The sequence below is a fragment of the Burkholderia cepacia genome, from assembly GCF_001039005.1.
Lineage (GTDB): Bacteria > Pseudomonadota > Gammaproteobacteria > Burkholderiales > Burkholderiaceae > Burkholderia > Burkholderia theae.
In genome coordinates, this window is sequence record NZ_LDWR01000060.1 from 17,597 (window position 1) to 41,968 (window position 24,372).

Consider the following 24,372-nt stretch of genomic DNA (forward strand, 5'->3'; position numbering starts at 1 on the left):
CAGAACTTTTAGACTCTTCTATTGACTTTCACGCCGATATTCCGCTTTGGCGCGCAAACGTTTCATGAAACCAATCCCGATCGGGCGATTCGCGCAGGTCTTCCCGCGATCCGAGAAAAACCACTGGATTGTCCGGCATGCCCCTTTCGCGACTCGCTCGGCATTTCACTCAGTCCGGTGATGTTTCGTCCCATCCACCCGCCCTGAATTTTTACCCTTGTAAAAATTTTGGCCAGAGAGAATGACGCGCAGAAACAGCGCGTCATCTGCCCACGCACGGCCCCTGCCAACCCTTTCGGACCCACCCAGATCGCTGACGGGAGTAAAGATGCCCACGAACCAGGATTCACGCCCGACGAACGCATCCGATCACGGAGAATTCTCGCTAAGCGAAGTCCCGCTCGAGAAACGCACCGGATTCCTGTCGATCACGATGGTGCTGCTGAGTTTCACGTTCTTCACGGGAACGATGTTTGCCGGCGGCAAGATCGGCGTTGCGTTCGACGTCGTCAGCATGATCCAGATCGCCGTGATCGGAAACCTGTTGCTCGCCGCCTATGCGGCGTCGCTGGCGCTGATTGCGGCCCGCAGCGGCCTGAATGCGGTGCTGATGGGACGATTCTGCTTTGGGGAAGTCGGCAGCAAGCTGTCCGATTTCCTGCTCGGCTTCGCCGAACTCGGCTGGTACGCATGGGGCACCGCAACGGTAGCCATCGTCTTGGTCAAGCTGCTGGGGTGGCCGGCCTCCGTTACCACGCCATTGATGATCCTGTTCGGCTTCGGGTTCTCGATCACGGCCATCATCGGCTATCGGGGCATGGACGTGCTGTCGCGCGTCTCGGTGCCGCTGATGTTCGTGCTGCTGATGACGTCGATGTGGATCGCCACCCGCGATATCGGCGGATGGGCCGGCCTCAAGCACATCGCGCCGTCTCATCCGATGCAGTTCTCGGCCGCCGTGACCATGGTCATCGGCACCTTTGCCAGCGGCGCCACCCAGGCAACCAACTGGACGCGCCTCGCACGCAGCGCGCGCAGCGCCGTGTCGGCAAGCTTGATCGGATTCTTCGCGGGCAACGGCCTGATGATCATCGCGGGCGCGTACTGCGCGATCGTCTATCAGCAAGCGGACATCGTCGAAGTAATGATGCTGCAGGGCCTGTCGATCGCGGCGGTCGTGATGCTGTGCCTCAACCTGTGGACCATCCAGGGGCCGACGATGTACAACGTGGCGGCCGCCGGATGCCACCTGCTGCGCACCGAACGGCGCCGCACGCTCGTCCTCGTGGGCGCGGCGATCGGCATCGTGCTCGCGGTCGGCGGAATGTACGAGCTGCTGATTCCGTTCCTGGTGCTGCTCGGCTCGATCATTCCTCCGGTCGGCGGCGTGATCATGGCGGACTACTGGTACCGCCATCGCGGGAAATACCCGCCGCTTGCCACCGCGCGCCTTCCGCGTTTCAATCTGGTGGGTCTGGCCGCCTACGCGATCGGCGCCATCCTCGCCTACACGTCGCCGTGGATCGCGCCGATCGTCGGCATCGCGGCGTCCGCCGGCGCGTACGTCGTGCTGCTGCAGATTGCCCGCGCGCTCTCGCGCGAACCGTCCGTCCAGGGCGAATGATGCCGCCGAGCGCCGTCCCGGTCCCCCGAACAACAGGAGCTTTCATGAAAATCGTCAATGCGAAATTGCGCGGCCGTAGCGGCCTCTTCACGATCGACATCGATGCGGACACGATTCGAAGCATCGACCTCCAGCCGTCGCCGCTGACGCCGCAAGGGGACGACACGATCGATGCAGGCAGCAATCTCGTCATCCCGCCGCTGGTCGAGCCGCACATTCATCTGGATGCGACGCTGACCGCCGGCGAACCCGAGTGGAACATGAGCGGCACGCTGTTCGAAGGCATCGAGCGATGGGGGCAGCGCAAGGCCACCATCACGCACGACGATACGAAAGCCCGCGCCCACACCACGATCGGGATGTTGCGCGACAACGGCATCCAGCACGTGCGCACGCATGTGGACGTCACCGATCACACGCTCGCCGCATTGAAGGCGATGCTCGAGGTCCGGGACGAGGCGCGCGATCTGATCGATCTGCAGATCGTCGCGTTCCCTCAGGAGGGCATCGAATCGTTCGAGAACGGACGTGCGCTGATGGAGCGCGCGATCGAGATGGGCGCCGACGTCGTCGGCGGCATTCCGCATTTCGAGAACACTCGCGACCAGGGCGTGAGCTCCATCAAGTTCCTGATGGATCTCGCGGAACGCAAGGGCTGCCTGGTCGATGTCCATTGCGACGAAACCGACGATCCGCATTCGCGCTTCCTGGAGGTGCTCGCGGAAGAAGCGCGGGTTCGCGGGATGGGCACGCGCGTCACCGCCAGCCACACGACCGCCATGGGTTCCTACGACAACGCCTACTGCTCGAAGCTGTTCCGTTTGCTGAAGCGCTCGGAAATCCATTTTGTTTCGTGTCCGACCGAAAGCATCCACCTGCAGGGGCGTTTCGACACCTTTCCGAAACGACGCGGCATTACGCGGGTGGCGGAACTCGATCGCGCCGGCATCAACGTGTGTTTCGGACAGGATTCGATCAAGGATCCGTGGTATCCGATCGGCAACGGCAACATCCTGCGCATCCTCGACGTCGGCCTGCACGTGTGCCACATGCTCGGTTACGACGACCTGCAGCGGTGCCTCGATTTCGTCACCGAGCACAGCGCCAATGCGATGTCGCTGGGCGATCGTTATGGCATCGCCGTCGGGCGGCCGGCCAACCTGCTGATCCTCGACGCGGATTGCGACTACGAAGTGGTTCGCAAGCAAGCCAAGGTGCACATGTCGCTTCGCGCCGGGAAGGTCATCATGCAGCGCGCGCCTGAACGCATCACCTATCCGGACGCGAACACGCATTGAGCGGACGACACCCCCGGCCCGACCTGCAGGTGGAAGACATGGCAACAAACCCATCCGAGCCGACGGCCGGAACGCCCGCCCGGCCCCATGGCCGGCGCGAGGCGCTGCGCGACACGCTCGAGGCGGCCATTCTCGCCGCGGCCGAAGAGTCGTTTTCCACTTACGGATTCGAGGGGAGTTCCGTTGCGACGATCGCCGCGGCCGCCGGCTTGTCGAAGCAGAACCTGATGTACTACTTCCCGACGAAGCTGGCGCTCTACAAGCGCGTGCTCGATGACGTAATGCGGGACTGGCTCGGCAGAATGCGGGAGTTTGCGGCGCCCGATCGAGCGCCCGCGGAAGCCATGTCGGCCTATATCCGGGCCAAGCTCGAATTCTCCCGAAATCGCCCGCATGGATCGCGGGTGTTTGCGCTGGAGATCATCGGCGGCGCGAAGACTTACGGAAAGGAAATTCGCAAGCAACTGATTCCGGTGCTGCGCGACGACATCCGGGTGCTCGAACGCTGGATCGATGCCGGCAAGGTCAGGCCGGTCGATGCGGAACACCTGTTCTTCCTGATCTGGGCAGCCACGCAGGCGTATGCGGATTTCGCGCCCCAGATGCTGCTGGTGCTCGGCAAGCGCACGCTGGGAAGCGACGATTTCGACGCGGCTTACCGCACCATCTCGGACCTGGTGCTCAAGGCCCTGATCACCAACGACGGCGCGACGAAATGATGGATTGACCGCCTCCGTCGCGAGGTCGGTCATACAACGGCGACCCGGCGCCCTCGGCGTTCGTCGAGCCGTCCGGGATGAAGTCGCGATGAGGTCCGCTTCGTCGCCGTTCGCTCGCCGCTCGCTTTATCGAGGCTCGCCGGGGAATCGCCGGTCAGTCGTTGTGCTTGTGGCGCTTCTTGTGCTTGTTGCCGTGGTAATGGTCATCGGAACGCGAGTTGTTGCGCGACACGTGGCCGCCCAACGCCGCACCCGCGCCGCCGCCCACCGCGGCGCCAACGAGGCCGCCGGTCGTGCCGCCCATCGCGTGGCCCGCGGCGGTGCCTGCGCCGCCGCCCAGTGCGCCGCCAACGATCGCGCCCGTACGTTCGCGTTTGTTCGACGTCACCGCACCGCCTGCGCCACCGCCCACCGCGCCGCCGATGATGGCGCCCGTGCTCCCGCCGACCGCGTTGCCGACCGCCGCGCCGGCAACGCCGCCCAGCGCGCCGCCCAGTGCATTGTTCGTATCGCCTGCGACCGCAGGCAGCGATACCACCGCCGCCGCACCGACCACCACTGCCATTCCGGCCAATTTCTTCAGCATCTGTCTGCCCTCTTCGCTTTCCGAGATATCGATCGGCGAATTTAGCACCTTTCCGGTAAACCCATCGTAATGAAGCGTTAAATCAGCGGTTTTCGGGTCGGATCCGCACTGCGGCCCACGTCGCGGCCATGAACCCACGGACATAGACGCGATATCCGATCCGTTATGAAGTCCGCCCCGCAAGGCCCGTCCGGCCGCTCCGGCGATCCACTCGATTGACGATCGAAATATCGCTACGTATACATCGCTGCACGAACGAACTCACCGGCAGCCAGCATGTCCCGACACGTCATCGACGCCCATCTCCTGAAGACCCTTCACACGCTCATCACCGAATCGAGCGTCTCGCGCACCGCCCTGCTGCTCGGACAATCGCAGCCGACCATCAGCGTCGCGCTACGCCGGCTGCGCGCGATCACCGGCGATCCGCTGCTGGTGCGGAGCGGCAGCCGGATGGTGCCGACCAGTCACGCGATGACGCTCGTCGAGCCGCTCGACCAGGCGCTCGCCGGCATCGCCGCCGTGCTGAATCCCGCCAGCAAGTTCGACCCCGCCACGACGCGTCGCACGTTCCGCATCGGCTCGCCCGACTATCTCGACGTGTTCTTCCTTCCCGCGATCGTCGACGCGTTCAAGCACGAGGCGCCGGGCGCGCGTATCGAGTTCCAGCACCTGATGACGGTGGACGGCGGATACGAACACGCGCTCGAAAGCGGCGCGCTCGATCTGGCGGTCGGCAACTGGAGCACGCCTGCCCAGCAGTTGCACCTGCAGCCGCTGTGCCGGGACGATCTCGTGTGCCTGATGCGCGACGATCACCGGATCAAGCACGGCCGGCTTACCGCCGACGTCTACCGGGAAGCGGAACATCTCGGCGTGACCACGCATCACGCGACGGGGCTCGGCACGATCGACCGGGAACTCGCGCGCGGCGGCCTGTCGAGAAACGTCACCACGACGATGCCCTACTTCGGCATGGCGCCTTATGTGCTGATGCGCTCGAACCTGCTGTTCACGACGACGCGCACGCTCGCGATGCATTTCTGCAGCCTGCTGCCGCTGCGCATCGAACCGCTTCCGTGCGAACCGCAGGCACTGAGCTATTACCAGCTCTGGCACGACCGCACGCATCGCAGCGCCGCTGCCATCTGGCTGCGGCGTCTCGTGTCGGGCGTCGCGAAGAAGCTGGTGCCGGAAAACGCAAGCGACAGGCGGTGAAAAGCAAAAAAGCCGCGAGCACATGCTCGCGGCGACGAACGGACGGGCCCGCGCACATCGTGCGGACCGCGTCCGCGACAGGGGTCGGTCAGCGAAGGGGCTGCCTGTCGAAGGCGCACCTGGAAAAGCGCCATTTCAGGGGCCGCGCGCAGGCGCGCGGCTATGCGGCTAGGTCGAGGGTCCGCCGCTCATCACCTTCAGCAGCGCGGCCTTTTCCGCCGTCGCCGCATCGAGCAGCGCAAAACCCGTGATGCGCCCCGACTCGGGATCCGAGCAGAGCGCGCGCGTCGCGCGCGGCACATCGCCGACCCCGATCTCGGTGGTCCAGCGGCCGCCGTCGTCCGCCGTCACGACGACGGCTGGAATGGCCGGCGTCTTCACCACGACCGGCATCACCGGAAAATCCACCCGTGCCGGCGTACCCCGCAAGCACTGCGCCAAGGCGCGCGCCGCATGCATGATGGGCAGCACGTAAGGCCGCACGCGCCCGTCGATCGCCGCGCAGTCGCCCAGCGCGAAGATGTCCGGCGCGCTGGTGCGACACCACGCGTCGGTCACGATCCCGTCCGCGACATCGAGCGCCGCCTCTCGCGCGAGCGCGGTTCGCGGCACGAGCCCGATCGCCGAGATCACGAGGTCCGCGTCGAGGCTCGCGCCATCCGTCAGCGCAAGCCGGTATCCGCGCACGAGACGGGCGATCGAGCGCACGCCCGCGCCAAGCCGAAGCTGTACGCCCGCGTCGCGCAGCCCATGCGCGAACACCTGTCCGGCCTCCGGCGGCAGCAGCCGCGACAGCGGCGCGTCAGCGGGATCGATCACGGTGACCGTCAGCCCCGCCGCGACCAGATCGTTCGCGAATTCGCAACCGATGAGACCCGCGCCGAGGATCGCGACCGAGCGACAGTCGCGCAGCGCGCCGCGAAGCCGCGCGTAGTCGGCCAGATCGTTGACCGACAGCACGTCGGCCACGCCATCGCCTTCGCAGGGCACGCGCCGCGCATCCGCGCCGGTGGCGAGGACCAGCGCGCGATAGCGCAGCACCCGCGCGTCGTCGAGCACGATCTCATGTGTGTCCACGCGAATCCGCCGCACCGCGCACTGCGTCCAGATGGACGCGTGCAGTTGATCCGCCATCGTCGCCGCATCGGACATCGCAAGCTGCTCGGGTGTCTTGCGCTGCGCGAGCGCGTTCGACAGCGCCGGCTTCGAATAGAAGCTGCCGTCGTCCCGGCTGATCATCACGAGCGGCGTCTCGCCGTCGAGCTTGCGCCACTCGCGCGCCACGGTGTAACCCGCGAGGCCCGTGCCGACGATGACGACGGGATCGCGCCGGTTATTCGACGTTTCAAGTGTGCTCATGCGGCCACCACCTGCATGTCGAAATCGTGCTTGCCGGTCGCGCAGTCCGGACACATCCAGTCGTCGGGCACGTCTTCCCAGCGCGTGCCGGCCGCGATCCCGTGCTGCGGCAAACCCTCGGCCTCGTCGTATCGAAACCCGCAGATCACGCATTCCCAGATCTTCATCGTGTTCTCCCGTGCAGCGATCAGCGTGCGTAAGACTGGCCGAGCCCCAACTCGCCGAGCGCACGCCGGTAGGCACCCGACGAGCGATCGGCCAGGATCGGCGCTTCCTGCGAACGATCGATCGGCAGATCCTCGGGACATTGCTGCTCGACGATCTCGCGATCCTCCTCGAACACCTGGCGATTGAATTCGTACACGTCGTCGAGCGGCAGGTCGTGATCGAAGTTGCGCACGATCGGCACGAACAGGCGCGTCAGTCGCGCGGACACGGGGCTGGCCGCGTTCAGGATCGCGAGCCGGCCGCCTTCCGGAAAATGCACGGTAAGGCGCGCGAAGAACGGCACATCGACCTCGAACACGCGCCGCCACAGAAACCCGTCGGGCGCGCGATGCTGCATCGACTTCGGAAAGTTGCTGACCGTGCTGACGTATTCGGCCCGCAACCCGTTCTCGCGCCGCTCCACCGAGTATTGCGGCACGACCGGATTGCGCCGGTCGGCAAAGCTGTCGTGATGAATCCACGCGAAGTGCGCGACGTCGATGAACCCTTCCGTCTGCCGGCCGGCCGACGCGCGAATATCGATCGACGGCGGCAGGATCTGCTGGAAGCCCTCCTCGTTCCACGCGGGGAAGTCGGGCAAAGGCAGTTCCCCGCCGCCCAGCGATACCCATACGAGCCCGTAGGCCTGCTGCGCCGCAAAGGTCGTCAGGCACAGGCGCTCCGGAATCGGGCCGTCGGGCTGCGACGGAATATGCTCGCACTTGCCGCCGGCCGCGTATTCGAGGCCGTGATACGGGCACACGAGCCGATCGCCGACCACCCAGCCGCGGCTCAGCGGCGCCCCCCGGTGCGGGCACACGTCGCGCGCGGCGACGATGGTATCGCCGGAGCGGAACAGCACGAGCCGCTCGTCGAGCAGCGTCACGCCGAGCGGGCGTTCGCGCACGTCGCTCGCGAACGCGACCGGATGCCAGTAGCGGCTCAGTATTTCCCAATCGCGCACGTCGAACGTGCAGTTGCGGGGCGGGACGGGCGAGCGTGACCGAGTCAACGGCACGACCTGGGTATGCGTCATTCGTGTCTCCTGGCATGAGTGGCTGTCAACGCGGTGACCGTCGAAGGTCATTGCATAGCCGCGCGGAACCCACGATATAGAACGCGTTGCCGTGCTCCCATCGCCGGACCGCCATGTAGTCCATGTCGACGCCGGCATGGACGCGCACCGCACGCGCGTGCCGCATCGGCTTCCCGCGCCCGCGATCCTGCATTACCATCGTGCGTCCACCGCGCCTGCCCGCCTCCGGCAAGCGAGCCCAGCCACCTCCCCGCTCCCGCACCCATGCTCGCTCTCGTCATCCTCGCCGGCCTCTGGGCCGGCCTGCAGAACACCCTCGCCGGCGGCGGCTCGTTCGTCACGCTGCCCGCGCTGATCGTGTCGGGCATGTCGCCGCTCGCGGCGAACATCACGTCGACGGTCGCGCTGTTTCCCGCACAGGTCACCACCGGCTGGGCGAGCCGGAACATGGTGCGCGGCGTGGGCAAGCTGTCGTTTCGCGCGATGTTCGCGATCAGCGTCGTCGGCGGCGCCCTTGGCGGGTTGCTGCTGCTGAAGACGCCTTCGTCGATCTTCTCGCACCTCGTGCCGTGGCTCGTGCTGTTCGCGACGATCGTGTTCGCATGGGGCAGCTTTTTCCGCAAGCCGCGCGAAGGCACGGCTCACCTCGGCGCCGTCCCCGCCGCGATCTCGCAGTTCATGATCGCGATCTACGGCGGCTACTTCGGCGGCGGGCTCGGCTTCCTGATGATGGCCACGTTGACGATGGCCGGCCTGTCGCCGCGTCACGCGATGTCGACCAAGAACGCGCTCGCGGGCGTGATGAACGCATCGGCCGTCGTGCTGTTCCTGACCTCACCTCAACTGCACTGGCGCTCCGCACTCGCGCTCGGCGGCGGCGCGATCGTCGGCGGGCTGCTCGGCACGTGGGCGTTGCAGCGCGTGAACGAACGCATCCTGCGCATCGGGATCGTCTGCATCGGCGCGATACTGACCATCGGGTTGTTCGTCAAACCGATCTGACGCACGCTCGCCGCTGCCGCCATCACGGCAATGCAGCGGCAATTGATGAGCAAACCGCAAGACGTCTTTCGCATATCTCGTTTGCCGGCGCGGCCGTCGCGATGAAGATCGTGCTGTTCGTGTCGTTCATGTCGGTGATGAACTCGTTCCTGTTCTCGAACTCGCGCATGCTGTTCTCGCTGAGCCAGCGCGGCCATGCGCCCGCGATGTTCGGGCGCACCAACGCGAAGGGCGTGCCGATGAACGCGCTCGTGCTGTGCCTCGCGATCTGTGTGTCGATCCTCGGCGTGCACTTCGTGAGCGGCGGCGACCTGTTCCTGATGCTCGCGAAGAGCAGCGGCGCGTTCGTGATGATCGTGTGGATCTTCATCATCGCCGCGCACTTCGCGATGCGCCGGCAGACGAAGCACGAGCAGCGCGACCCGTCGGCGTTCCGCGCGTGGTTCTATCCGGTGTCGAACTGGGTCGCGCTGCTGGCGCTGGTCGCCGTGCTCGGATCGCAGGCCTTCAATCCGGATTCGCGATTCCAGTTCTGGTTCACGGTATCGACGGCGCTCGCGATCGTCGCGTCGTACTTCCTGCGGCGCAGGCAGCCGTCGTTCGGGCAGGCGTCCGGCGCGAAGCTGCGCTGACCGCCGGACGCCTGCCCGGCGTGCGCGTTCAGCCGAACGGCCGCACGCCGATCAGCGGGCCATGCAGGAACAGCGCGAACGCGGCCCAGACGACGAGCCCGGCCGCGACGGCCGCGATGTCGCCCGGCAGCGCGCCGGCCGGATAACGAACGCCGTCGCGGCGATCGCGCGTGCGCGACACGACGAAATCGACGAGCGACCATACGAAGAACGCGCCGAACAGCACGACCGCGTGCACCGTGCCGTTCATCAGCAGGTGCGCGACCGCCCAGACCATCACGCCGGCCAGCATCGGATGCCCGACGAGCGTTTTGATCCGGTTGCGCGGCACATACGACGCGGCGATCAGCACGAACGCGACCGCGGTCAGCACGCCCGTCAGGTGGCGCACGCCGACGGGCGACACCCACAGCTGCGTCGCGCTCTCGCGCGCGATCCCGTAGCCGCGGACGATCAGCACGAAGCCGACGATCGACGCGATCGCATAACCGGCCTTCCAGCCTTTCTCGCCGATTCGCGCGATCATCGCGGAACGCCAGCCGTCGGCGACGATCCGGATCGAGTGCACACCGAGGAAGATCGCTAAACCGAGAATCAGGACGAGCATCGGCTGTCTCCGCTGGAATGATGAGTGGGGAAGCGTCCCGCGCGGCGTACGATGCGCCGTTCGCGGGGGCCGGCGGCGAGGCCGGCGCGGGTCGTGCCAGGCACCGGCGCAACCCGCGCCGATCATAAACGCCGGGGCCGCCGTTGTGAAGCATGCCGGATGTGCGGTGCGGCAAGCTTGACGCTTTCGCGCACCCGTCGCGCGGCAATGGGCACGCCTGAAAGAAAGGAAAGGGAACGTCGCGAGGCGATCGCCTCGCAAGACCGGCGCTATGCCGGTTTGCGCTTGGCCGGGGGTTTCGATGCCGGTTTCCGCGAAGGTTTCGACGCCGCTACCGCTATCGCTTTCGGCTCCGGCGCCGGTTTTGGCGCAAGCTTAGGCGTGGATTTCGCTGCCGCCGTGGATGCCCTCTTCGGCTCCGGTTTCACCGAACGCTTCGATGTGGATTTCGGCGCCGCCGCGGATCCCGTCGCCGACACCGGCTTACGGGCGGCCCTCGCCTTGCGCTTCGGCGGCCCCGCCAGCAGCGCCGCGCGATACGCGCTGCGGCACCAGTCGAACAGCGCGCCCGCATCCTCGAGCACGTCGGCCGGCGTTTCGTAGTAGCCCTCGAGCGCTACGGTACGCGTCGGCCTTGCGTACGAGAACGGCCCCATGCCCGCCGCGACAAACGCCGGACGATTCACGTCGTCTACACGCAGGAACAGCGACCCGCGCGACATGAAGCCGAACATCACGCCATCGAGCCGCATCGCCGCCCCGCTGAAGAACCGTGCGACCTCGACCATGCCGAGCGGAGCAAGCTGGTACGCAATCTCCTCGCCGTGCGCCTTCTCCGACTGCCAGCTCACGCGGAAGCCTCGCAGCGCTGCGTCCATGCATCGAGTTCGGCATCGTCAAAGCCGACGGCCGCCGCGCTCTCGCGAATCTGCCGCCACGTCGCGCGATCGACCGGAATGCCGCCGGCGCCGCGCGCGGCGCGGCTCGCTTCCTCCGGCTCGCCGGGCACCTGCACCGGCGCATCGCCGGCCTGCGGCGACGCCTTCGCCCATGCGACGAACGCATCGGCCTCGCGCTCGGCGTCGGCCGCGTCGAACGCGTTCGGATCGATCAGCACCGACAACATCCCGTTGACGATCGCGCTCGTCTTCTGCAGCGTGTCGCCATAGGTCGTATGCCCGCCGACGAGCGCGCCGCCGAAGATCTCGCACATCGCGGCCAGCGCATACCCCTTGTGCAGCCCGAACGGCAGCAGCGCGCCGAACGGCTGCTCGTGCATCACCGCCGGATCGTCGGTCGGCTGGCCGAGATGGTCGATCAGCGACCCGGCCGGCACGCGCTTGCCCTGGTTGTACGCGACGCGCGTCTTGCCGTACGCGATCGCGCTCGTCGCGAAATCGAGCAGCAGCGGCGGCTTGCCCGCACGCGGATACGCGGCGCAGAACGGGTTCGTGCCGAAGCGCGGATCGGTGCCGTGCAGCGGCGCGACCAGCAGGTCGCCCGGCACGTTGACGAAATGGAACGACACGAGCCCCGAGCGCGCGCACTGCTCGGCCCAGTGCCCGATGCGGCCAAGATGATGCACGTCGCGCAGCCCGATCGCGCAGATGCCCATGCGCCGCGCGCGCTCGATCCCTTCGACCATCGCCTCGAACGCGATCACCTGGCCGAAGCCGCGCCCGCCGTCGATCGTCAGCACCGCGCCGCCGTCGCGGACGATCGACGCGTGCCCGTTCAGCTGCAACTGCCCTTCCCGCCACGATGCGACGTAGTTCGGGATCATCCCGATCCCGTGCGAATCGTGGCCCGCGAGATTCGCGCCGACCAAGTGATCGGCAACGAGCCGCGCCTCGCGCTCGCTGCTGCCGGCCCGTTCCCAGAGTGCCGCGACGAACGCATGCAGCGGTTCGGCGCGCATGCGCAGCGGTTCGGTGTCGGGCGTCGGCAGTGCGGTCATCGGCAGGACTCCATCAGGTCGAATTGGGTCGGACAGTCGCGACGATCAGCGTGCGGACGCGATCACGTCGGCAACCGCGGCCGTCAGCTTCTTCGCGTACGGCACGTGCAGGAACTCGTTCGGGCCGTGCGCGTTCGACTTCGGCCCGAGCACGCCGCACACCATGAACTGCGCAGACGGGAAGCCTGCCTGCAGCACGTTCATCAGCGGGATCGTGCCGCCGAGGCCCATGTACGCGCAGTCCGCGCCGAAGTGGCGGCGCGACGCGGCGTCGAGCGACGACGCGAGCCAAGGCGCGAGATCGGGTGCCGCCCAGCCGGTCGCGGCGCCCGCGTCGGGCTTGAACGTGACCTTCGCGTTGTACGGCGGATCGAGTTCGAGCAGTTTCTTCAGCTGCTGCACGGCCTGCGCGGCGTCGACGAGCGGCGGCAGGCGCAGCGACAGCTTGAACGCGGTGCGCGGACGCAGCACGTTGCCCGCATCGGCAAGCGCCGGCATGCCGGCCGCGCCCGTCACCGACAGCGACGGACGCCACGTCGAATTCAGCAGCGCCTCGCGCGGATCGGTCGTGGTCGGCAGCACGGGCTTGCCGTCCGCGCCGCACGCCCACGGCAGCCCCTTCCACACCGCGTCGCCGAGGATCGCGGCGGCCGCGTCGGCTTCGCGCACGCGGCTCGACGGAATCTCGCAATGGAACACGCCCGGCAGCAGGTTGCCGTTCTTCGCGTCTTCCAGACGCTCGAACAGCTGGCGCATCACGCGGAAGCTCGACGGCGCGATGCCGCCATAGACACCCGAGTGGATGCCTTCCTCGAGCACCTCGACCTGCAGGTCGCCAGACACGAGCCCGCGCAGCGACGTGGTGAGCCACATCTGGTCGTAGTTGCCGGCGCCCGAATCGAGGCACACGACGAGCGACACCTGGCCGAGCCGGTCACGCAGCGCGTCGACGTACGGCAGCAGGTCGTAGCTGCCCGATTCCTCGCAAGTCTCGATCAGGCCGACGCAGCGCGGCCGCTCGATGCCCTGCTCGTCGAGCGCGCCGAGCGCCGCGAGGCTCGCGTAGATCGCATAACCGTCGTCCGCGCCGCCGCGGCCGTACAGCTTGCCGTTCTCGAACTTCGGCGTCCACGGGCCGAGGTCCGCGCGCCAGCCGTCGAATTCGGGCTGCTTGTCGAGGTGGCCGTATAGCAGGATCGTGTCGGTGCTGCCCGAGCGCGTGGCTGGTGATTCGAAGAAGATCACCGGCGTGCGGCCCGGCAGGCGCACGATCTCGAGCTTCAGGCCCTTCACGGGCTGCCGTTCGGCCCACTGCGCGGCGTCGGTGACGACGCGCTCGAGATAACCGCGCTTCGCCCAATCGGGGTCGAACGCGGGACTCTTCGCGGGAATCGCGATGTAGTCGGTCAGTGCGTGGAGGATTTCATCGTTCCACTTGCGCTCGATGAAGGTAACGAGCTTGTCATGGTCGAGGACGGGGGTAGTGTCAACGGAGGTCATGATGGGGGTGCCTGGATCGGGCTGACGAAAACCCAGATCATACGCCGATGCTTCCGCTCCGGCGCCCCCTGCCCTGGCCGTTCAGACCGCCTGCGGGAACGCGTCGCGCAACCCCGCCGCGCACGCCAGCGCGTCGTCCCACAGGCGCCGCGTCAGCGCGCCGGCATCCTCTTCGCGCGCAAGCGCCGCGGCCTCGCCCGACCACAGCAGCGAGAAATCGTCGCGGCCCTGCCGCTCGAACGCGCCGCGCAGCGGATCGACCGCGGCCGTCGCGAGCGGGAACGCGGGCGCGAGCGCGCTCATCGGCCCTTGCTCGCGCATGAAGCGCGTCAGCAGCCCGCGCGCGGGGCGGCCCGTGTACAGGTTGGTCACGCGTGTGCCGTCGTCGCACGCGGCGCGCACTGCCGCGCGATGCTGCGCCGAGCGGCCGGCCTGCGGCGTCAGCAGGTAGCCCGTGCCGATCTGCACCGCGCGCGCGCCGAGCGCGAACGCGGCCGCGATGCCGCGCCCGTCGGCGATCGCGCCGGCCGCGATCACCGGCGCGCGCACCGCGTCGACGATCTGCGGCAGCAACGCGAACAGGCCCGGTTGCGCATGGATGTCGTCGGTCAGGAACATTCCGCGGTGACCACCGGCCTCCGCGCCCTGCGCGACGATCGCATCGACGCCGCGCGCATCGAGCCAGCGCGCTTCCTCGACGGTCGTCGCGGATGAAACGACCCGCGCGCCGGTGCGGCGCACGCGCTCGAGCAGCGTGTCGTCCGGGAGCCCGAAATGGAAGCTCACGACGGCCGGCCGCAAGTCCTCGACGACCGCGCACATCGCATCGTCGAACGGCGCGCGGCCGGGACCGCCCTTCACGTCGGCCGGATCGAGCCCGGCTTCCGCGTAGTAGCCGGCGAGCGCCGCGCGCCAGCGCGCGTCGACCTCGGCGTCGGGCGCCGGCGGCGTGTGGCAGAAGAAGTTCACGTTGAACGGCGCGGACGTGCGTGCCCGGATCGCCGCGATCTCGTCGCGCAGTTGCTGCGGGCCGAGCGCCGCGCACGCGAGCGAGCCGAGCCCGCCGGCTTCACACACCGCGATCGCGAGCGGGCTCAGCGAACCGACCATCGGGGCCTGGATCAGCGGCAAACGGGAAGGCAGCATCGTCATCGGAATCCTTGTTCGGAATGAATGGTTATCGCGAGCGCCGACGGCCGTTCAGGCGGCCGGTTGTCCCGGCAGCTGGCCGACCCACGCGGCAAGCTGCGCTTCGCCTTCTTCGTCGAGCTTGCCGTGGAGCGCGCCGTACCACGGCGCGATCGCGTCGGCCGGCTGCGTGGCCTTCAGGATCTCCAGGCTCTTCTCGAGAAACGACGGAAAGAACGGAATGCCGCGCATGTAGAGGAACGTCGAATCGGTGATGCGCACCTGGCCGTACACGTCGCGCATCCACGCGATATGCGGCAGCGCGTCGTAAAGATGGCCGCTTTGCATCAGCGCGGAGACGAAGTTCACGCGCGCGGCGACATCCGACTGCTCGTGCGTTTCATGATTGATCTCGGCGGCCTTCTGCATCCACGCTTCACCGCGCTTGACCTCACCGCACATCACCGATGTCGTCGCGAGCTGCACCGCGTTGTGTGCGCTCGGCTCGTGTTCGAACAACGCAAGCCAGTGCGGGAAGGCGTCGGTATACCGGTCCATCGCCGAATACGCGAGCGCGCAGAGCCGCGCCGCATCGGCGAGACGCTCGGCATACGGCGCGGCGATCGCGATAGCGGCCTCGTGCCGGCCGGCCTGGTAGGCCGCCAGCGCGGGCGCGAGTTCGGGTGCGATGTCGGGGCCGTTTTGCTCGTTCTGCTCACCTTGCTCGCCGGTCGAAGGCACCTGAGATGCCGACGACGCTTCGTCGCGCGATTTCTTTCCGAACAGCTTTCCGAACAAACCCATGATGTCTTTTCCTTTTGTTGTCGTGCCCGAACGGCCCCGTTCGGCGACCGTCATTATCTTTCGCCGCGACCCATCCCGCGCCGGTAGGCGGCCGGGCTGGTCGCCGCGACGCGCCGGAAATGCCGGCGCAGCGATTCCTCCGAACCGAACCCCGCGCGCGCCGCGACCTGTGCGAGTGGCAGCGCCGGTTGCGCTTCCAGCATGTCCTTCGCGACATTCACGCGCTCGCGGATCAGCCACGCGAGCGGCGACATCCCTGTTGCATCCGCGAACTGGCGCTGCAGCGTGCGCGTGCTCATCGCGGCCTGCGCGGCGAGCGACGCGAGCGTGTGCGGCTCGGCCGCGTGCACGCGCATCCAGTCGATCAGCTTCGCGAGCCGGTCGCTGCCGCCCGGCGCGACCGGACGCGGCACGAACTGCGCCTGGCCGCCGTCGCGATGCGGCGGCAACACGAGGCGCTGCGCGACACGGTTCGCGATCGCGCCGCCGTAATCGCGGCGCACCAGATGCAGCAGCATGTCGAGCCCCGCCGCCGAACCTGCCGACGTGACGATCTGCCCTTCGTCGACGTAAAGCGCATCGGGATTCACGCGCAGCGCCGGATAACGTGCCTGCAGGCGCTCCGCGTAACGCCAGTGCGTCGTCACGGTGAGACCGTCGAGCACGCCGGCCGCCGCCAGCACGAACACGCCCGAACAGATCGAGCAGAGCCGCGCGCCGCGCCGATGCGCGGCCCGCAGTTTCTTCAGCAACGGCTCCGGCGGCAGTTCGTCCGGATCGCGCCAGCCCGGAATCACGATGGTATCCGCGCGATCGAGCGTCGCGAGCCGGTACGGCGCGGCGACCGTGATGCCGCCCGCCGCGCGCACGGGCCCCGGCTCGCTCGCGCATACCGCGAAGCGATACCAGTCGACGCCGAGCTCGGGGCGCTCGAGTGCGAACAGTTCGACCACGCAGCCGAATTCGAAGGTGCAGAGGCGATCGTAGGCGAGCGCGACGACGAGATGATTGTGCATGGCGCGATGTTACCGGAACTTGTCGATCGCGCCACTGCCGCGAAACGCGCCGAACCGCGATACTGCCCTTCATGACGGCGCCTTCCGCGCCCTTTCGACCAGGAGAGCCTGCCCATGTCTTACGTCACCGACGTACCCGCCGCCGACAGCCCCGCCGCCCTCGCGCATTTCGAGGCTTCGCTGCGATTCGAGACCGATTGCTGGGACGTGCACGACGCACTCGCGTCGGGCGCGCCCGATTTCGTGCTGCTCGACGTGCGCGGCCCCGACCAGTTCGCGGCCGGCCATGTGCCCGGCGCGCGCAACCTGCCGCGCCGCAAGATCATCGAGAGCAAGCTCGCCGGCTATCCGGCCGGTACGCTGTTCGTCGTCTACTGCGCGGGCCCGCACTGCAACGGCGCCGCGCGCGCGGCGATCCAGCTCGCGCGCCTCGACCGGCCGGTCAAGCTGATGATCGGCGGTGTGACGGGCTGGCTCGACGAAGGGTTCATCCTGAGCAACGATGAGCAGTTGGAGGACGCCGAAGCCGGCTGATCGTGATTAAAAACGCAACAATCAATTGCCGGCACACGAACGGAAAAAGCGCGACAATCGGTCCCATTGCAGTTCGGACGGAGCAGCACCATGCATGACGCAGTCCTGTTTGAAGCAGTGGGTTCGGTTGTCGCGATCGCGCTCTATTTTCTGCCTGCCATCATTGCCGACCGGCGCGGCCGGCGCGACAAGCTGACGATCGCGCTGTTCAACGCGCTGTTCGCATGGACGGGCATCGGCTGGCTGATGACGCTGTACTGGGCATGCCAGCCGAACCCGCAAGCCGACGTCGCGCAGACGATCATCGCGAAGCGTCGCGGCATCAGCATGCGCACCTTCTCGACCGGCCTCGTCGAACGCGTGCAACGCCGCGTCGCCGCCCAGGAGCAATGGGCGGAGAAGCAAGGCTGCCGTTAAGTCCCTCTTTCCCCTTCACCGCGCCGCGTCGAACGTCGGCATCCTGACGTTGGTCGACGCGCGGTAATGCCACGCCAGCCGGTCGCGCGGCGCCCAGCCGCCCGCGCGCAGCCACGCACCGAACGCCCCCGTCGTCACCGCCCGTGCGATCCGCTCGCCCGGACAGCCGTGCGGCCCCGTGCCGAAACCGTAATTCGGCCCGGCCGCGCGGCCCGGCATCAGCCGATGCGGATCGCGATGCACGGCCGGGTCGCGGTTCGCCGCGGCGAGCACGACGAGAATCGCGTCGCCGGCTTCGACGGTCACGCCTTCGATCGTCGTGCGCGACGCGACGAAGCGGCGCGTGTTCTGCACCGGCGAATCGAAGCGTCCCACTTCGGCCACGAACGCGTCGAGCGTCGCGTCGTCCGGCGCGACGCGCGCGGCTTGCGCTTCCCCGTTCCACGCCACCAGCGCATTGCCGAGCCACGCGGCCGTCGCCTCGCAGGTCTGCGACAGCAACCCGACGAGATTCGCGACCAGCGCGCCGCTCGCCTGCCAGCCCGCCGCGCGGGCCGCCTGCTGCACCGCGGCGACCAGCGTGCCGTCGTGCGCGTGCGTCTGCGCAACGCGCTCCGTCATCCGGTCGAGCAGTTGCCGCGCAGCGTCGCTCGCGCGGGCCAGCGCCGCGGCGTCCGACAGCGGCGACAGCGCGGCGACGAAGTCGACGACCTGCACCGCAATGTCGTCGAGCTGCGTCTCGTCGAAGCCGAGCAGATCGGCGACCGCGCAGACGGGCACCGTCATGCACCACGCGTTCAGCGCGTCGGCGTCGCCCGGCGCCGGCAACCGCCGCTCGGCCAGCTGCGCGGCGCGGGTGCGCAGCGCATCCGTGTCGATCGGCGCGAACGCCGTGCGCAGCGCCTGTTTCGGCACGTCGTGACGCGACGGGCCGTCGTTCATCCGCACCAGCTCGCCGAACAGCGCACCGGCCGTCGTGCCGCGCAATGCGGGCGGCACGGGCGCGTCCAGCGGACGCACGCGGCACGCGGGATGGCCGAGCACGGTGGTCACGGCCGCCGCGCGGCTCGCGACCCACAGGCCGAGCGTCGCGTCGAACGCGAGCGGCGGCCCGTCAACGAGCGCTGCGTAGTAGGGATAGGGATCGCGGTGCGTCACCGCGGCAATGGGATCGGTCGGGTTCATGCGTGCAGTATCGGCGCAACGCGCCGCCTCATGTTTCGGGCTGGCGTGAAATGTCGTGGCGCGGGCGCGGCGCACTGCCGCATCGACGTGACCGGCCGACGTCAGGCAGCCGACCGATAGCGATGCGACTGCATGCGCATCCGGACGCGCCCGGCCGAAATCGCGCGCGGCTCGGGCACGACCGTGTCGTGATGGAACATTTCCTGCCGGAACTCGCCGCTTTCGTCGAACCACTGGCAGATCAGCCAGTCGGCGTCGTCGAACACGACCGGCCCGGCATAGGTGACGGTCATGCGCGGCCCACCGGTTTTCAGCGTCACGACATCGCCGACGCGAAACCCGACACGCTGATTTTCTCGGATCGTCATCGTTCTCTCAATTTTTTATATATTGAATATATTGATATTCCCGGCAACTCATCGACCGGTCGTTCGACGTGCGGCAGATTATCAATCAAAAAAATAACCGGCAACTCCCGCGCACAAAAAACGCGTCGCCCGGGAAAATGTAACAATGCGCCGCATGGCACGCGCGGCGAAAGGCAATCGCCAGGTCCGGCGCGGCTTGCGCGCCGGTTCCGGGTGAACCGGAGAAATGCGGAGAATAAACGATGGTTTTCGCGCCGTCATTGCCATTTAATTCGGACGCGAAATCGGTTGATTATTGTCAATCAACGTTTCGACTGGAAACGATCCCACCTTTTATTTGTCGTCATTCATCGAACAAAACCGGCGAATTATCAGGCGCCGCGAACCAGCGATTGAGTTCGCGACCCGGCACGGCTGCTTGCGAAAATGTAAACGTGCCGTCGCGCGCCATCTCCATCGCGGCGCGCAGGAACGCGCCGAGCGCGGCCCGCGCCAACGCGCCGCCAACGCTGACGCGCTTCACGCCGAGCGCCGCCAGCGCATCGAGGCTCAGCAAGCCACCCTGCAATCCCATGACGACGTTCACGGGCGCGCCGACCGCCTGCGTCACCGCCGCGATCTCGTCGGCATCGGTGATGCCCGGCGCGTACAGCACGTCGGCGCCCGCGTCGCGATAGGCGACCAGCCGCGCGATCGTATCGGCGAGGTCGCGGCGGCCATGCAGGTAGTTTTCGCAGCGCGCGGTCAACGTGAACGGAAACGGCAGCGCGCGCGCCGCGTCGACGGCCGCCGCGATGCGCTCGATCGCCGCTTCGCGCGCATAGATCGGCGCATCGGTGCGGCCCGTCGCATCCTCGATCGAGCCGCCGACCGCGCCGGCCTCGGCCGCCAGCCGGATCGTTTCGGCCACCGTTGCGGGCGCGTCGCCGAAGCCGTTCTCGAGATCGGCGCTCACGGGCAGGCCGCCCGCGGCGACGAGATCGGCGATGTGATCGAGCATCGCATCGCGGTCGATCGCGTTGTCGGGCTGCCCTTTCGAAAACGCGTAACCGGCACTCGTGGTGGCGAGCGCCTCGAAGCCGGCCATCGCGAGCAGGCGGGCGGTGCCGGCATCCCACGGATTCGGGATGATGAACGCGCCGGGGCGCGTGTGCAGTGCGCGGAAAGCTTCGGCTTGGCGGGCTTGAAGGTCGGAACGGGTCATCGTGGACTCCCGGAAGGTGTTGACGGGTGAGCTTACGCCGGTCGTGCACGCGACGTTTCAGCGATGGCCGAAATGTCGTCGCACGACAGGAAAAATCTCGCGACCGGCAACGCGCGGGCAGGTATCGCCGCCTGCCCGCTGCCCAGCCGCTGTCGTTCACTTCGATACGGGCTGCCCGTCGTCGATGCCGAGCAACACGTCGGTAACGGCTTCGGAGAACCGCATCGCACGACCGCCGATCAGCACACCGTCCGGATCCGACGGATCGCGCGCGGCTTGCGGCATGCCGTGCGCGACCAGCACGCGCGCGCAGGCTTCCCAGTCGGGATGGCCGACGCCCTCCGGTTCGTTGACGGACGCCCACGACAGCGTGCCGAGCGCATCGCTCCCGAACCCGTGCGTTTCGCGCCAGCTTGCGCCGTGTTCGAGCAGGAACGCCAGCAGCGCCGCGTCGCCGCGGAACACGGCCTGATTCAGTGCGCTCGCGTCCCAGTCGCCGCCCCGCGCGGCAATCGGCCAGCCCAGTTCGACCATGACCTTCACCGCGTCGCCCGAGCCCCACGCGGCGGCGTCCGGCAGCAACCGCAGCCGGTCGTCGGGCAGCGCGCCGGGCAGTTCGGGATGCCGCGCCTGGATGCGTCGCGCGGCGTCGGCGTCGGCACGCGCGCAGGCTGCCACGAACGCGTCTTCCGCGCTGAGCGTCTCCTCCGCGCCGGCCGCGCGCAGCAACGTCGCGACGTCGGGCAGCCCGGCCTGCATGGCCAGCCGGTACGCACTGACGCCTGCCACCGTCCGCGCGCCCGGATCGGCGCCGGCCGCCAGCAGCGCGGCGATATGGCGCGCCGAGCAGCGCACGGCGATCGCCCGCAACAACGGCGCGCCCCACATCTTCGTCGGCCCCTCGCCGGCCGGTTCGTTCGGGTCGCCGCCATGCGCGAGCACCAGTTCGAGCGCGGCCGCATCGCGCATGTCGAGCGCCCTCCGCAACGCGTTCGTTCCGCCCACCCGCGCGCCATGCTCGAGCAGCAGGCGCGTGCACGCCGGGTTCTCCAGCGAGTGATACAGCGATTCGCCGTCGTTCGGGTCGGCGCCGGCTTCCAGCAGCAGGGTCGTGAGCACCGGATCGCGATTGACGCCGGCAGCGCCATACAGCGCCGACAGCGGGCCCGACTCGTCGGGCGCGGCGAGCGAAGCCGGTGGGAACCGGTTGCCGATCCGCTGGTTCGGGTCGGCGCCGGCATCGAGCAGGAGACGCGCGCAGGCGCGCAGCCTGACGGCAAACTCGGGAATCTGCCCGAGCCGCGAATGCGTGACGGCGACCAGCGGCGGCAGATTCAGCGCACCGCCGGCGCGCGCGATCCAGCCGGGATCGGCGGCCAGGGCCGCCTGCACCGCGTCGAGATCGCCCGCCGCGCACGCGATGGTCGGATCGCCCGACACGAGGTCGGGCTGGTCGCGCAGCAATTGCGCGGCGACCCGCGGCCGGGCCGCGCCGAAGCCGCCGGTCACATCGCCGCCGTATGCGAGATCGAGCCAGCGCCGGATCAGCAGCGAGCGCTGCTGCCGCGCCAGCGCATGCGTTTCGACGAACGCGCCGAGATCGGCCCACGACGCGACGCAGTACTCGCGCGCAATGCACGACTGCGCGTCGTGCAGGCGAAGCCCGAGTGCGAGCACTTCGGCGTGCGTGCGGTTCGCGGCGGCGGGGAGAAACCGGACAAAGCGTTCGACGGCATGCGCGTCGCCCTGCCGGTACAGGCGCAACAATGCCTTGGCCTGCTTTTTCAGATGTTCGGGATTGGCCCTGGGGGGCAGCGTGTTCATGCGGATCCTCGTGCAGAAATGGCCGAAGGTCCGCAATACCGCCAGCACAAAGGATGGGGAAAGACTGGATTTGCTGCGACAGGTGGGTTCAACCCTTTCCGCGGACCCGGAAGCGACCTGCATCGCTGACCGGTATCCTAGGCGACGGCCGGTGACATCGTCAACCGTGCCGCGCGGCGGCGGCGCCGCTCAACCCGCGAGCTTCTTCGTCAGGAAAATGCGCGTGTGTCCGACCGGATAATCCGGCAGCTCGCCGAAGCGAACGTAGCCGCGCTTCTCGTAGAAGGGCCTCGCCTGGAAGTCAAACGTGTCGAGCCACGCGCTGTGGCAGCCGCGCGCGACGGCCTCCGTTTCGGCCAGATCCATGATGCGCGTGCCGGCGCCCTGGCCGCGCGCTGCCTCCGGCACCACGAGCAGGTCGACATGCAGCCAGCCGAACGCCGTGCCGCCCCACAGGCCGCCGACCACCGAGCCGTCCGCGTCGGTCACCAGCACGGCCAGCGGACGGAAGTCGTTCGGGCCGGCCTGGCTTTCGTTGAATCGCACGAGCGGCGCGACGATCTGCTTGCGCATGTTCGCATCGCCCGCGTCGGTCACCTCGTATGTGAACGTCATCGGATGGTTCGGATTGAATCGTGAACGGGAAACGGCCGAAGCCGTGGGTACCACGTCAAACGACGTAAGCGCCCTTCGCGTGCAGCTCCGCTTCCGTGCGCTCGAGCGCCGCGACCGCATCGCTGCCTTCGAGCGCCAGCAACTGCGCGACCAGCGCCTCGGTCATCGCATGCGCGGCCACCAGCGAAGGAAAGAACGACGGGCTGTCGTGCGTGAAGATCAGTTGCGCGTCCGCATGCAGCGCGATCGGCGACACCGCGCTGTCGGTGATCGCGACGATCCGGCTGCCCTGCGCCTTCGCGGCCTGCGCGACGCGCGTCGCTTCCGCCGAATACGGCGCAAAGCTGATGACCACGGTCACGCTCTGTTTCGCGATCGTCCGCAGCTCCATTTCGAGCGAGCCGGCGACGCCGTTGAGCAGCGACACGGTCGGTCGGAACAGCCGGTAGCCGTACACGAAGCCGAACGCGACCGGATAACAGGAGCGAAACCCCGCGACATGCACGTGCGACGCCTTGCGGATCAGCTTGGCCGCGTCCGCAAGCGCGTGCTCGTTCTGCGCGGCGGTGGCCGACAGGTTGTGCTGCTGCGCGGCGAGCAGGTCGTGCGCGAGCGACGCTTTCGCGTCGGGCCGCACGAGCGAGCGCGCCCGCTGCGTGAGCGGCTCGGGGCGCGTGCGCACGCGCGCGACGCACAGGTCGCGCAGCTCGTTCCAGCCGGGGAAGCCGAATTGCTGCGCGAGCCGCACGAGCGACGCGGGCTGCACCTGCGCGCGCTGCGCGACCTTGCGCATCGACGACGTGGCGACTTCGTCGGGATGATCGAGCAGGAAAGCGGCGCCCGCCTGGAATTGCGGGCTCAGCTCGGAAAATTGCGCCCGGATCCGGGACGCGAGTTCGTCGAAATTGTCGGCCATCTTGGTGGGAGCGGGAACCGGTCGTCCATGTTATCACCGGCCCCGCGCGCATCGGTCAGTGCAGCACTTCGACGTGATCGGCGTCCACCTTCACCTTGCCCGACCACTTGCGCTCGAATTCGCCACTCAGTTTCACCTCGTTCTTGTCGTTGACGGGCTGCCCGGCCGCCCACAGCTTGTCGTCGATCTCGACGCGGATCGTGCCGGTTGCGTCCGCGAACTCGTAGTCCTCGCCGCCGGCATGCTTGACGATGCGCCCCTGCAACTGCACGTGCTGGTCGTCCTTGCCGTTCGCGAGCAGTTCCTTCACGGTCGTCGTGGTCAGCGTGGACGGCCCGTTATATTCCGCGTAGACGGCGGCAGGCAGCACGGCGAGCGCCACGGCAAGGATTCTCGTCAGGTGTTTCATGGTGTTGTTCCTCCGGTTTTGATCGTATGCCGCGCTCCCGTTGAACGCGACGGCCCGAGATTACGGAGCGTAAGATTAAGCAAACCTGAAGAACGTCCGACATGGCACGCGACCGTGTCGATACGGTGCGCCAACGCACGGAGGCGTCCGTGTTTAAGCTCCCGCTAAGGCACGCCCGCTTATCATTAGGGTCTGTTTACATAGGGA

General features: G+C 67.8%; 25 protein-coding genes and 1 pseudogene. 8 read left to right on the top strand and 18 right to left on the bottom strand.

Annotated elements, in window-relative coordinates; translation table 11 throughout:
• Positions 1–328: 328 nt before the first annotated feature.
• From codB to VL15_RS31690, 3 genes are read left to right on the top strand one after another with little or no spacing between them, the layout of a single operon-like run.
• Positions 329–1,624: a cytosine permease gene (gene codB / locus VL15_RS31680; RefSeq protein WP_048250721.1), complete on the top strand. Its 1,296-nt coding sequence runs from the start codon at positions 329–331 to the stop codon at positions 1,622–1,624.
• Between the two features lie 44 nt (positions 1,625–1,668).
• On the top strand, positions 1,669–2,922 hold the full coding sequence (gene codA / locus VL15_RS31685; RefSeq protein WP_048250722.1) for a cytosine deaminase: 1,254 nt from the start codon (positions 1,669–1,671) through the stop codon (positions 2,920–2,922).
• Positions 2,923–2,960: 38 nt separating this feature from the next.
• Positions 2,961–3,641, top strand: coding sequence for a TetR/AcrR family transcriptional regulator (locus tag VL15_RS31690; RefSeq protein WP_048250723.1), 681 nt, complete (start codon positions 2,961–2,963; stop codon positions 3,639–3,641).
• A 154-nt stretch (positions 3,642–3,795) separates the two neighbouring features.
• Here VL15_RS31690 and VL15_RS31695 read toward each other — a convergent pair whose 3' ends face one another.
• On the bottom strand, positions 3,796–4,227 hold the full coding sequence (locus VL15_RS31695) for a hypothetical protein (protein WP_048250724.1): 432 nt from the start codon (positions 4,225–4,227) through the stop codon (positions 3,796–3,798).
• A gap of 276 nt (positions 4,228–4,503) precedes the next feature.
• Here VL15_RS31695 and VL15_RS31700 point away from each other — a divergent pair, with 276 nt between their 5' ends.
• Entirely contained in the window at positions 4,504–5,445 is a 942-nt protein-coding gene (locus VL15_RS31700; protein WP_048250725.1) for a LysR substrate-binding domain-containing protein, read from the top strand.
• Positions 5,446–5,613: 168 nt separating this feature from the next.
• Here VL15_RS31700 and VL15_RS31705 read toward each other — a convergent pair whose 3' ends face one another.
• From VL15_RS31705 to VL15_RS31715, 3 genes are read right to left on the bottom strand one after another with little or no spacing between them, the layout of a single operon-like run.
• Entirely contained in the window at positions 5,614–6,804 is a 1,191-nt protein-coding gene (locus VL15_RS31705) for an NAD(P)/FAD-dependent oxidoreductase (protein WP_048250726.1), read from the bottom strand.
• Positions 6,801–6,971 carry a rubredoxin gene (locus VL15_RS31710; RefSeq protein ID WP_048250728.1) on the bottom strand — a complete coding sequence of 57 codons (171 nt, stop codon included), beginning with the start codon at positions 6,969–6,971 and terminating at the stop codon, positions 6,801–6,803. Before VL15_RS31710 ends, VL15_RS31705 begins: the two co-directional genes overlap by 4 nt.
• A 20-nt stretch (positions 6,972–6,991) precedes the next feature.
• The gene (locus VL15_RS31715; RefSeq protein ID WP_048250730.1) at positions 6,992–8,047 is read right to left on the bottom strand and encodes an aromatic ring-hydroxylating oxygenase subunit alpha; all 1,056 of its coding nucleotides are present in this window, start codon (positions 8,045–8,047) and stop codon (positions 6,992–6,994) included.
• Between the two features lie 264 nt (positions 8,048–8,311).
• On the opposite strand from VL15_RS31715, the gene VL15_RS31720 reads away from it, so the two are divergent.
• Together VL15_RS31720 and VL15_RS31725 are read left to right on the top strand one after the other, a co-directional pair.
• Positions 8,312–9,049, top strand: coding sequence for a sulfite exporter TauE/SafE family protein (locus VL15_RS31720; protein ID WP_048250731.1), 738 nt, complete (start codon positions 8,312–8,314; stop codon positions 9,047–9,049).
• An 80-nt stretch (positions 9,050–9,129) separates the two neighbouring features.
• A pseudogene (locus VL15_RS31725) lies at positions 9,130–9,681 on the top strand (amino acid permease); the annotation flags it as partial.
• Positions 9,682–9,709: 28 nt separating this feature from the next.
• Here the strand turns inward: VL15_RS31725 and VL15_RS31730 are convergent.
• The 7 genes from VL15_RS31730 to ftrA form a co-directional block, all read right to left on the bottom strand.
• Positions 9,710–10,288, bottom strand: coding sequence for an NnrU family protein (locus VL15_RS31730; protein WP_048250732.1), 579 nt, complete (start codon positions 10,286–10,288; stop codon positions 9,710–9,712).
• Between the two features lie 269 nt (positions 10,289–10,557).
• A complete protein-coding gene (locus VL15_RS31735) occupies positions 10,558–11,139 on the bottom strand; it encodes a TfoX/Sxy family protein (protein WP_048250758.1) in 582 nt (193 codons plus the stop codon).
• Positions 11,136–12,245 (bottom strand): malate/lactate/ureidoglycolate dehydrogenase, encoded by a 1,110-nt coding sequence (locus tag VL15_RS31740; protein WP_048250733.1) that lies wholly within the window; start codon positions 12,243–12,245, stop codon positions 11,136–11,138. Before VL15_RS31740 ends, VL15_RS31735 begins: the two co-directional genes overlap by 4 nt.
• A 45-nt stretch (positions 12,246–12,290) precedes the next feature.
• Positions 12,291–13,745, bottom strand: a complete 1,455-nt coding sequence (locus VL15_RS31745; RefSeq protein WP_048250734.1) for a M20 family metallopeptidase — start codon at positions 13,743–13,745, stop codon at positions 12,291–12,293.
• 81 nt (positions 13,746–13,826) lie between these two features.
• Positions 13,827–14,897, bottom strand: coding sequence for an NAD(P)H-dependent flavin oxidoreductase (locus VL15_RS31750; RefSeq protein ID WP_048250736.1), 1,071 nt, complete (start codon positions 14,895–14,897; stop codon positions 13,827–13,829).
• Positions 14,898–14,945: 48 nt separating this feature from the next.
• Positions 14,946–15,677, bottom strand: a complete 732-nt coding sequence (locus VL15_RS31755; protein ID WP_048250737.1) for a hypothetical protein — start codon at positions 15,675–15,677, stop codon at positions 14,946–14,948.
• A 53-nt stretch (positions 15,678–15,730) separates the two neighbouring features.
• Positions 15,731–16,693, bottom strand: a complete 963-nt coding sequence (gene ftrA / locus VL15_RS31760; protein WP_048250738.1) for a transcriptional regulator FtrA — start codon at positions 16,691–16,693, stop codon at positions 15,731–15,733.
• 114 nt (positions 16,694–16,807) lie between these two features.
• On the opposite strand from ftrA, the gene VL15_RS31765 reads away from it, so the two are divergent.
• The gene (locus VL15_RS31765) at positions 16,808–17,227 is read left to right on the top strand and encodes a rhodanese-like domain-containing protein (protein ID WP_048250740.1); all 420 of its coding nucleotides are present in this window, start codon (positions 16,808–16,810) and stop codon (positions 17,225–17,227) included.
• 90 nt (positions 17,228–17,317) lie between these two features.
• Entirely contained in the window at positions 17,318–17,644 is a 327-nt protein-coding gene (locus VL15_RS31770) for a superinfection immunity protein (RefSeq protein WP_048250741.1), read from the top strand.
• Between the two features lie 15 nt (positions 17,645–17,659).
• Here the strand turns inward: VL15_RS31770 and VL15_RS31775 are convergent, their stop codons facing one another.
• The 7 genes from VL15_RS31775 to VL15_RS31805 all read right to left on the bottom strand — a co-directional run bounded on the left by VL15_RS31775 (position 17,660) and on the right by VL15_RS31805 (position 24,165).
• Positions 17,660–18,829 (bottom strand): cytochrome P450, encoded by a 1,170-nt coding sequence (locus VL15_RS31775; RefSeq protein WP_048250742.1) that lies wholly within the window; start codon positions 18,827–18,829, stop codon positions 17,660–17,662.
• A 101-nt stretch (positions 18,830–18,930) separates the two neighbouring features.
• Complete coding sequence (locus VL15_RS31780) at positions 18,931–19,197, bottom strand: YodC family protein (protein ID WP_048250743.1); 267 nt, start codon at positions 19,195–19,197, stop codon at positions 18,931–18,933.
• A 343-nt stretch (positions 19,198–19,540) separates the two neighbouring features.
• Positions 19,541–20,401 carry an isocitrate lyase/PEP mutase family protein gene (locus VL15_RS31785; RefSeq protein ID WP_048250744.1) on the bottom strand — a complete coding sequence of 287 codons (861 nt, stop codon included), beginning with the start codon at positions 20,399–20,401 and terminating at the stop codon, positions 19,541–19,543.
• A gap of 156 nt (positions 20,402–20,557) precedes the next feature.
• Entirely contained in the window at positions 20,558–22,225 is a 1,668-nt protein-coding gene (locus VL15_RS31790; RefSeq protein ID WP_048250746.1) for an ankyrin repeat domain-containing protein, read from the bottom strand.
• A 189-nt stretch (positions 22,226–22,414) separates the two neighbouring features.
• Positions 22,415–22,840, bottom strand: a complete 426-nt coding sequence (locus VL15_RS31795; RefSeq protein WP_048250748.1) for a GNAT family N-acetyltransferase — start codon at positions 22,838–22,840, stop codon at positions 22,415–22,417.
• Between the two features lie 55 nt (positions 22,841–22,895).
• Complete coding sequence (locus tag VL15_RS31800) at positions 22,896–23,756, bottom strand: MurR/RpiR family transcriptional regulator (protein ID WP_048250749.1); 861 nt, start codon at positions 23,754–23,756, stop codon at positions 22,896–22,898.
• A 55-nt stretch (positions 23,757–23,811) separates the two neighbouring features.
• A complete protein-coding gene (locus tag VL15_RS31805) occupies positions 23,812–24,165 on the bottom strand; it encodes a YgiW/YdeI family stress tolerance OB fold protein (protein WP_048250751.1) in 354 nt (117 codons plus the stop codon).
• Positions 24,166–24,372: the final 207 nt, after the last annotated feature.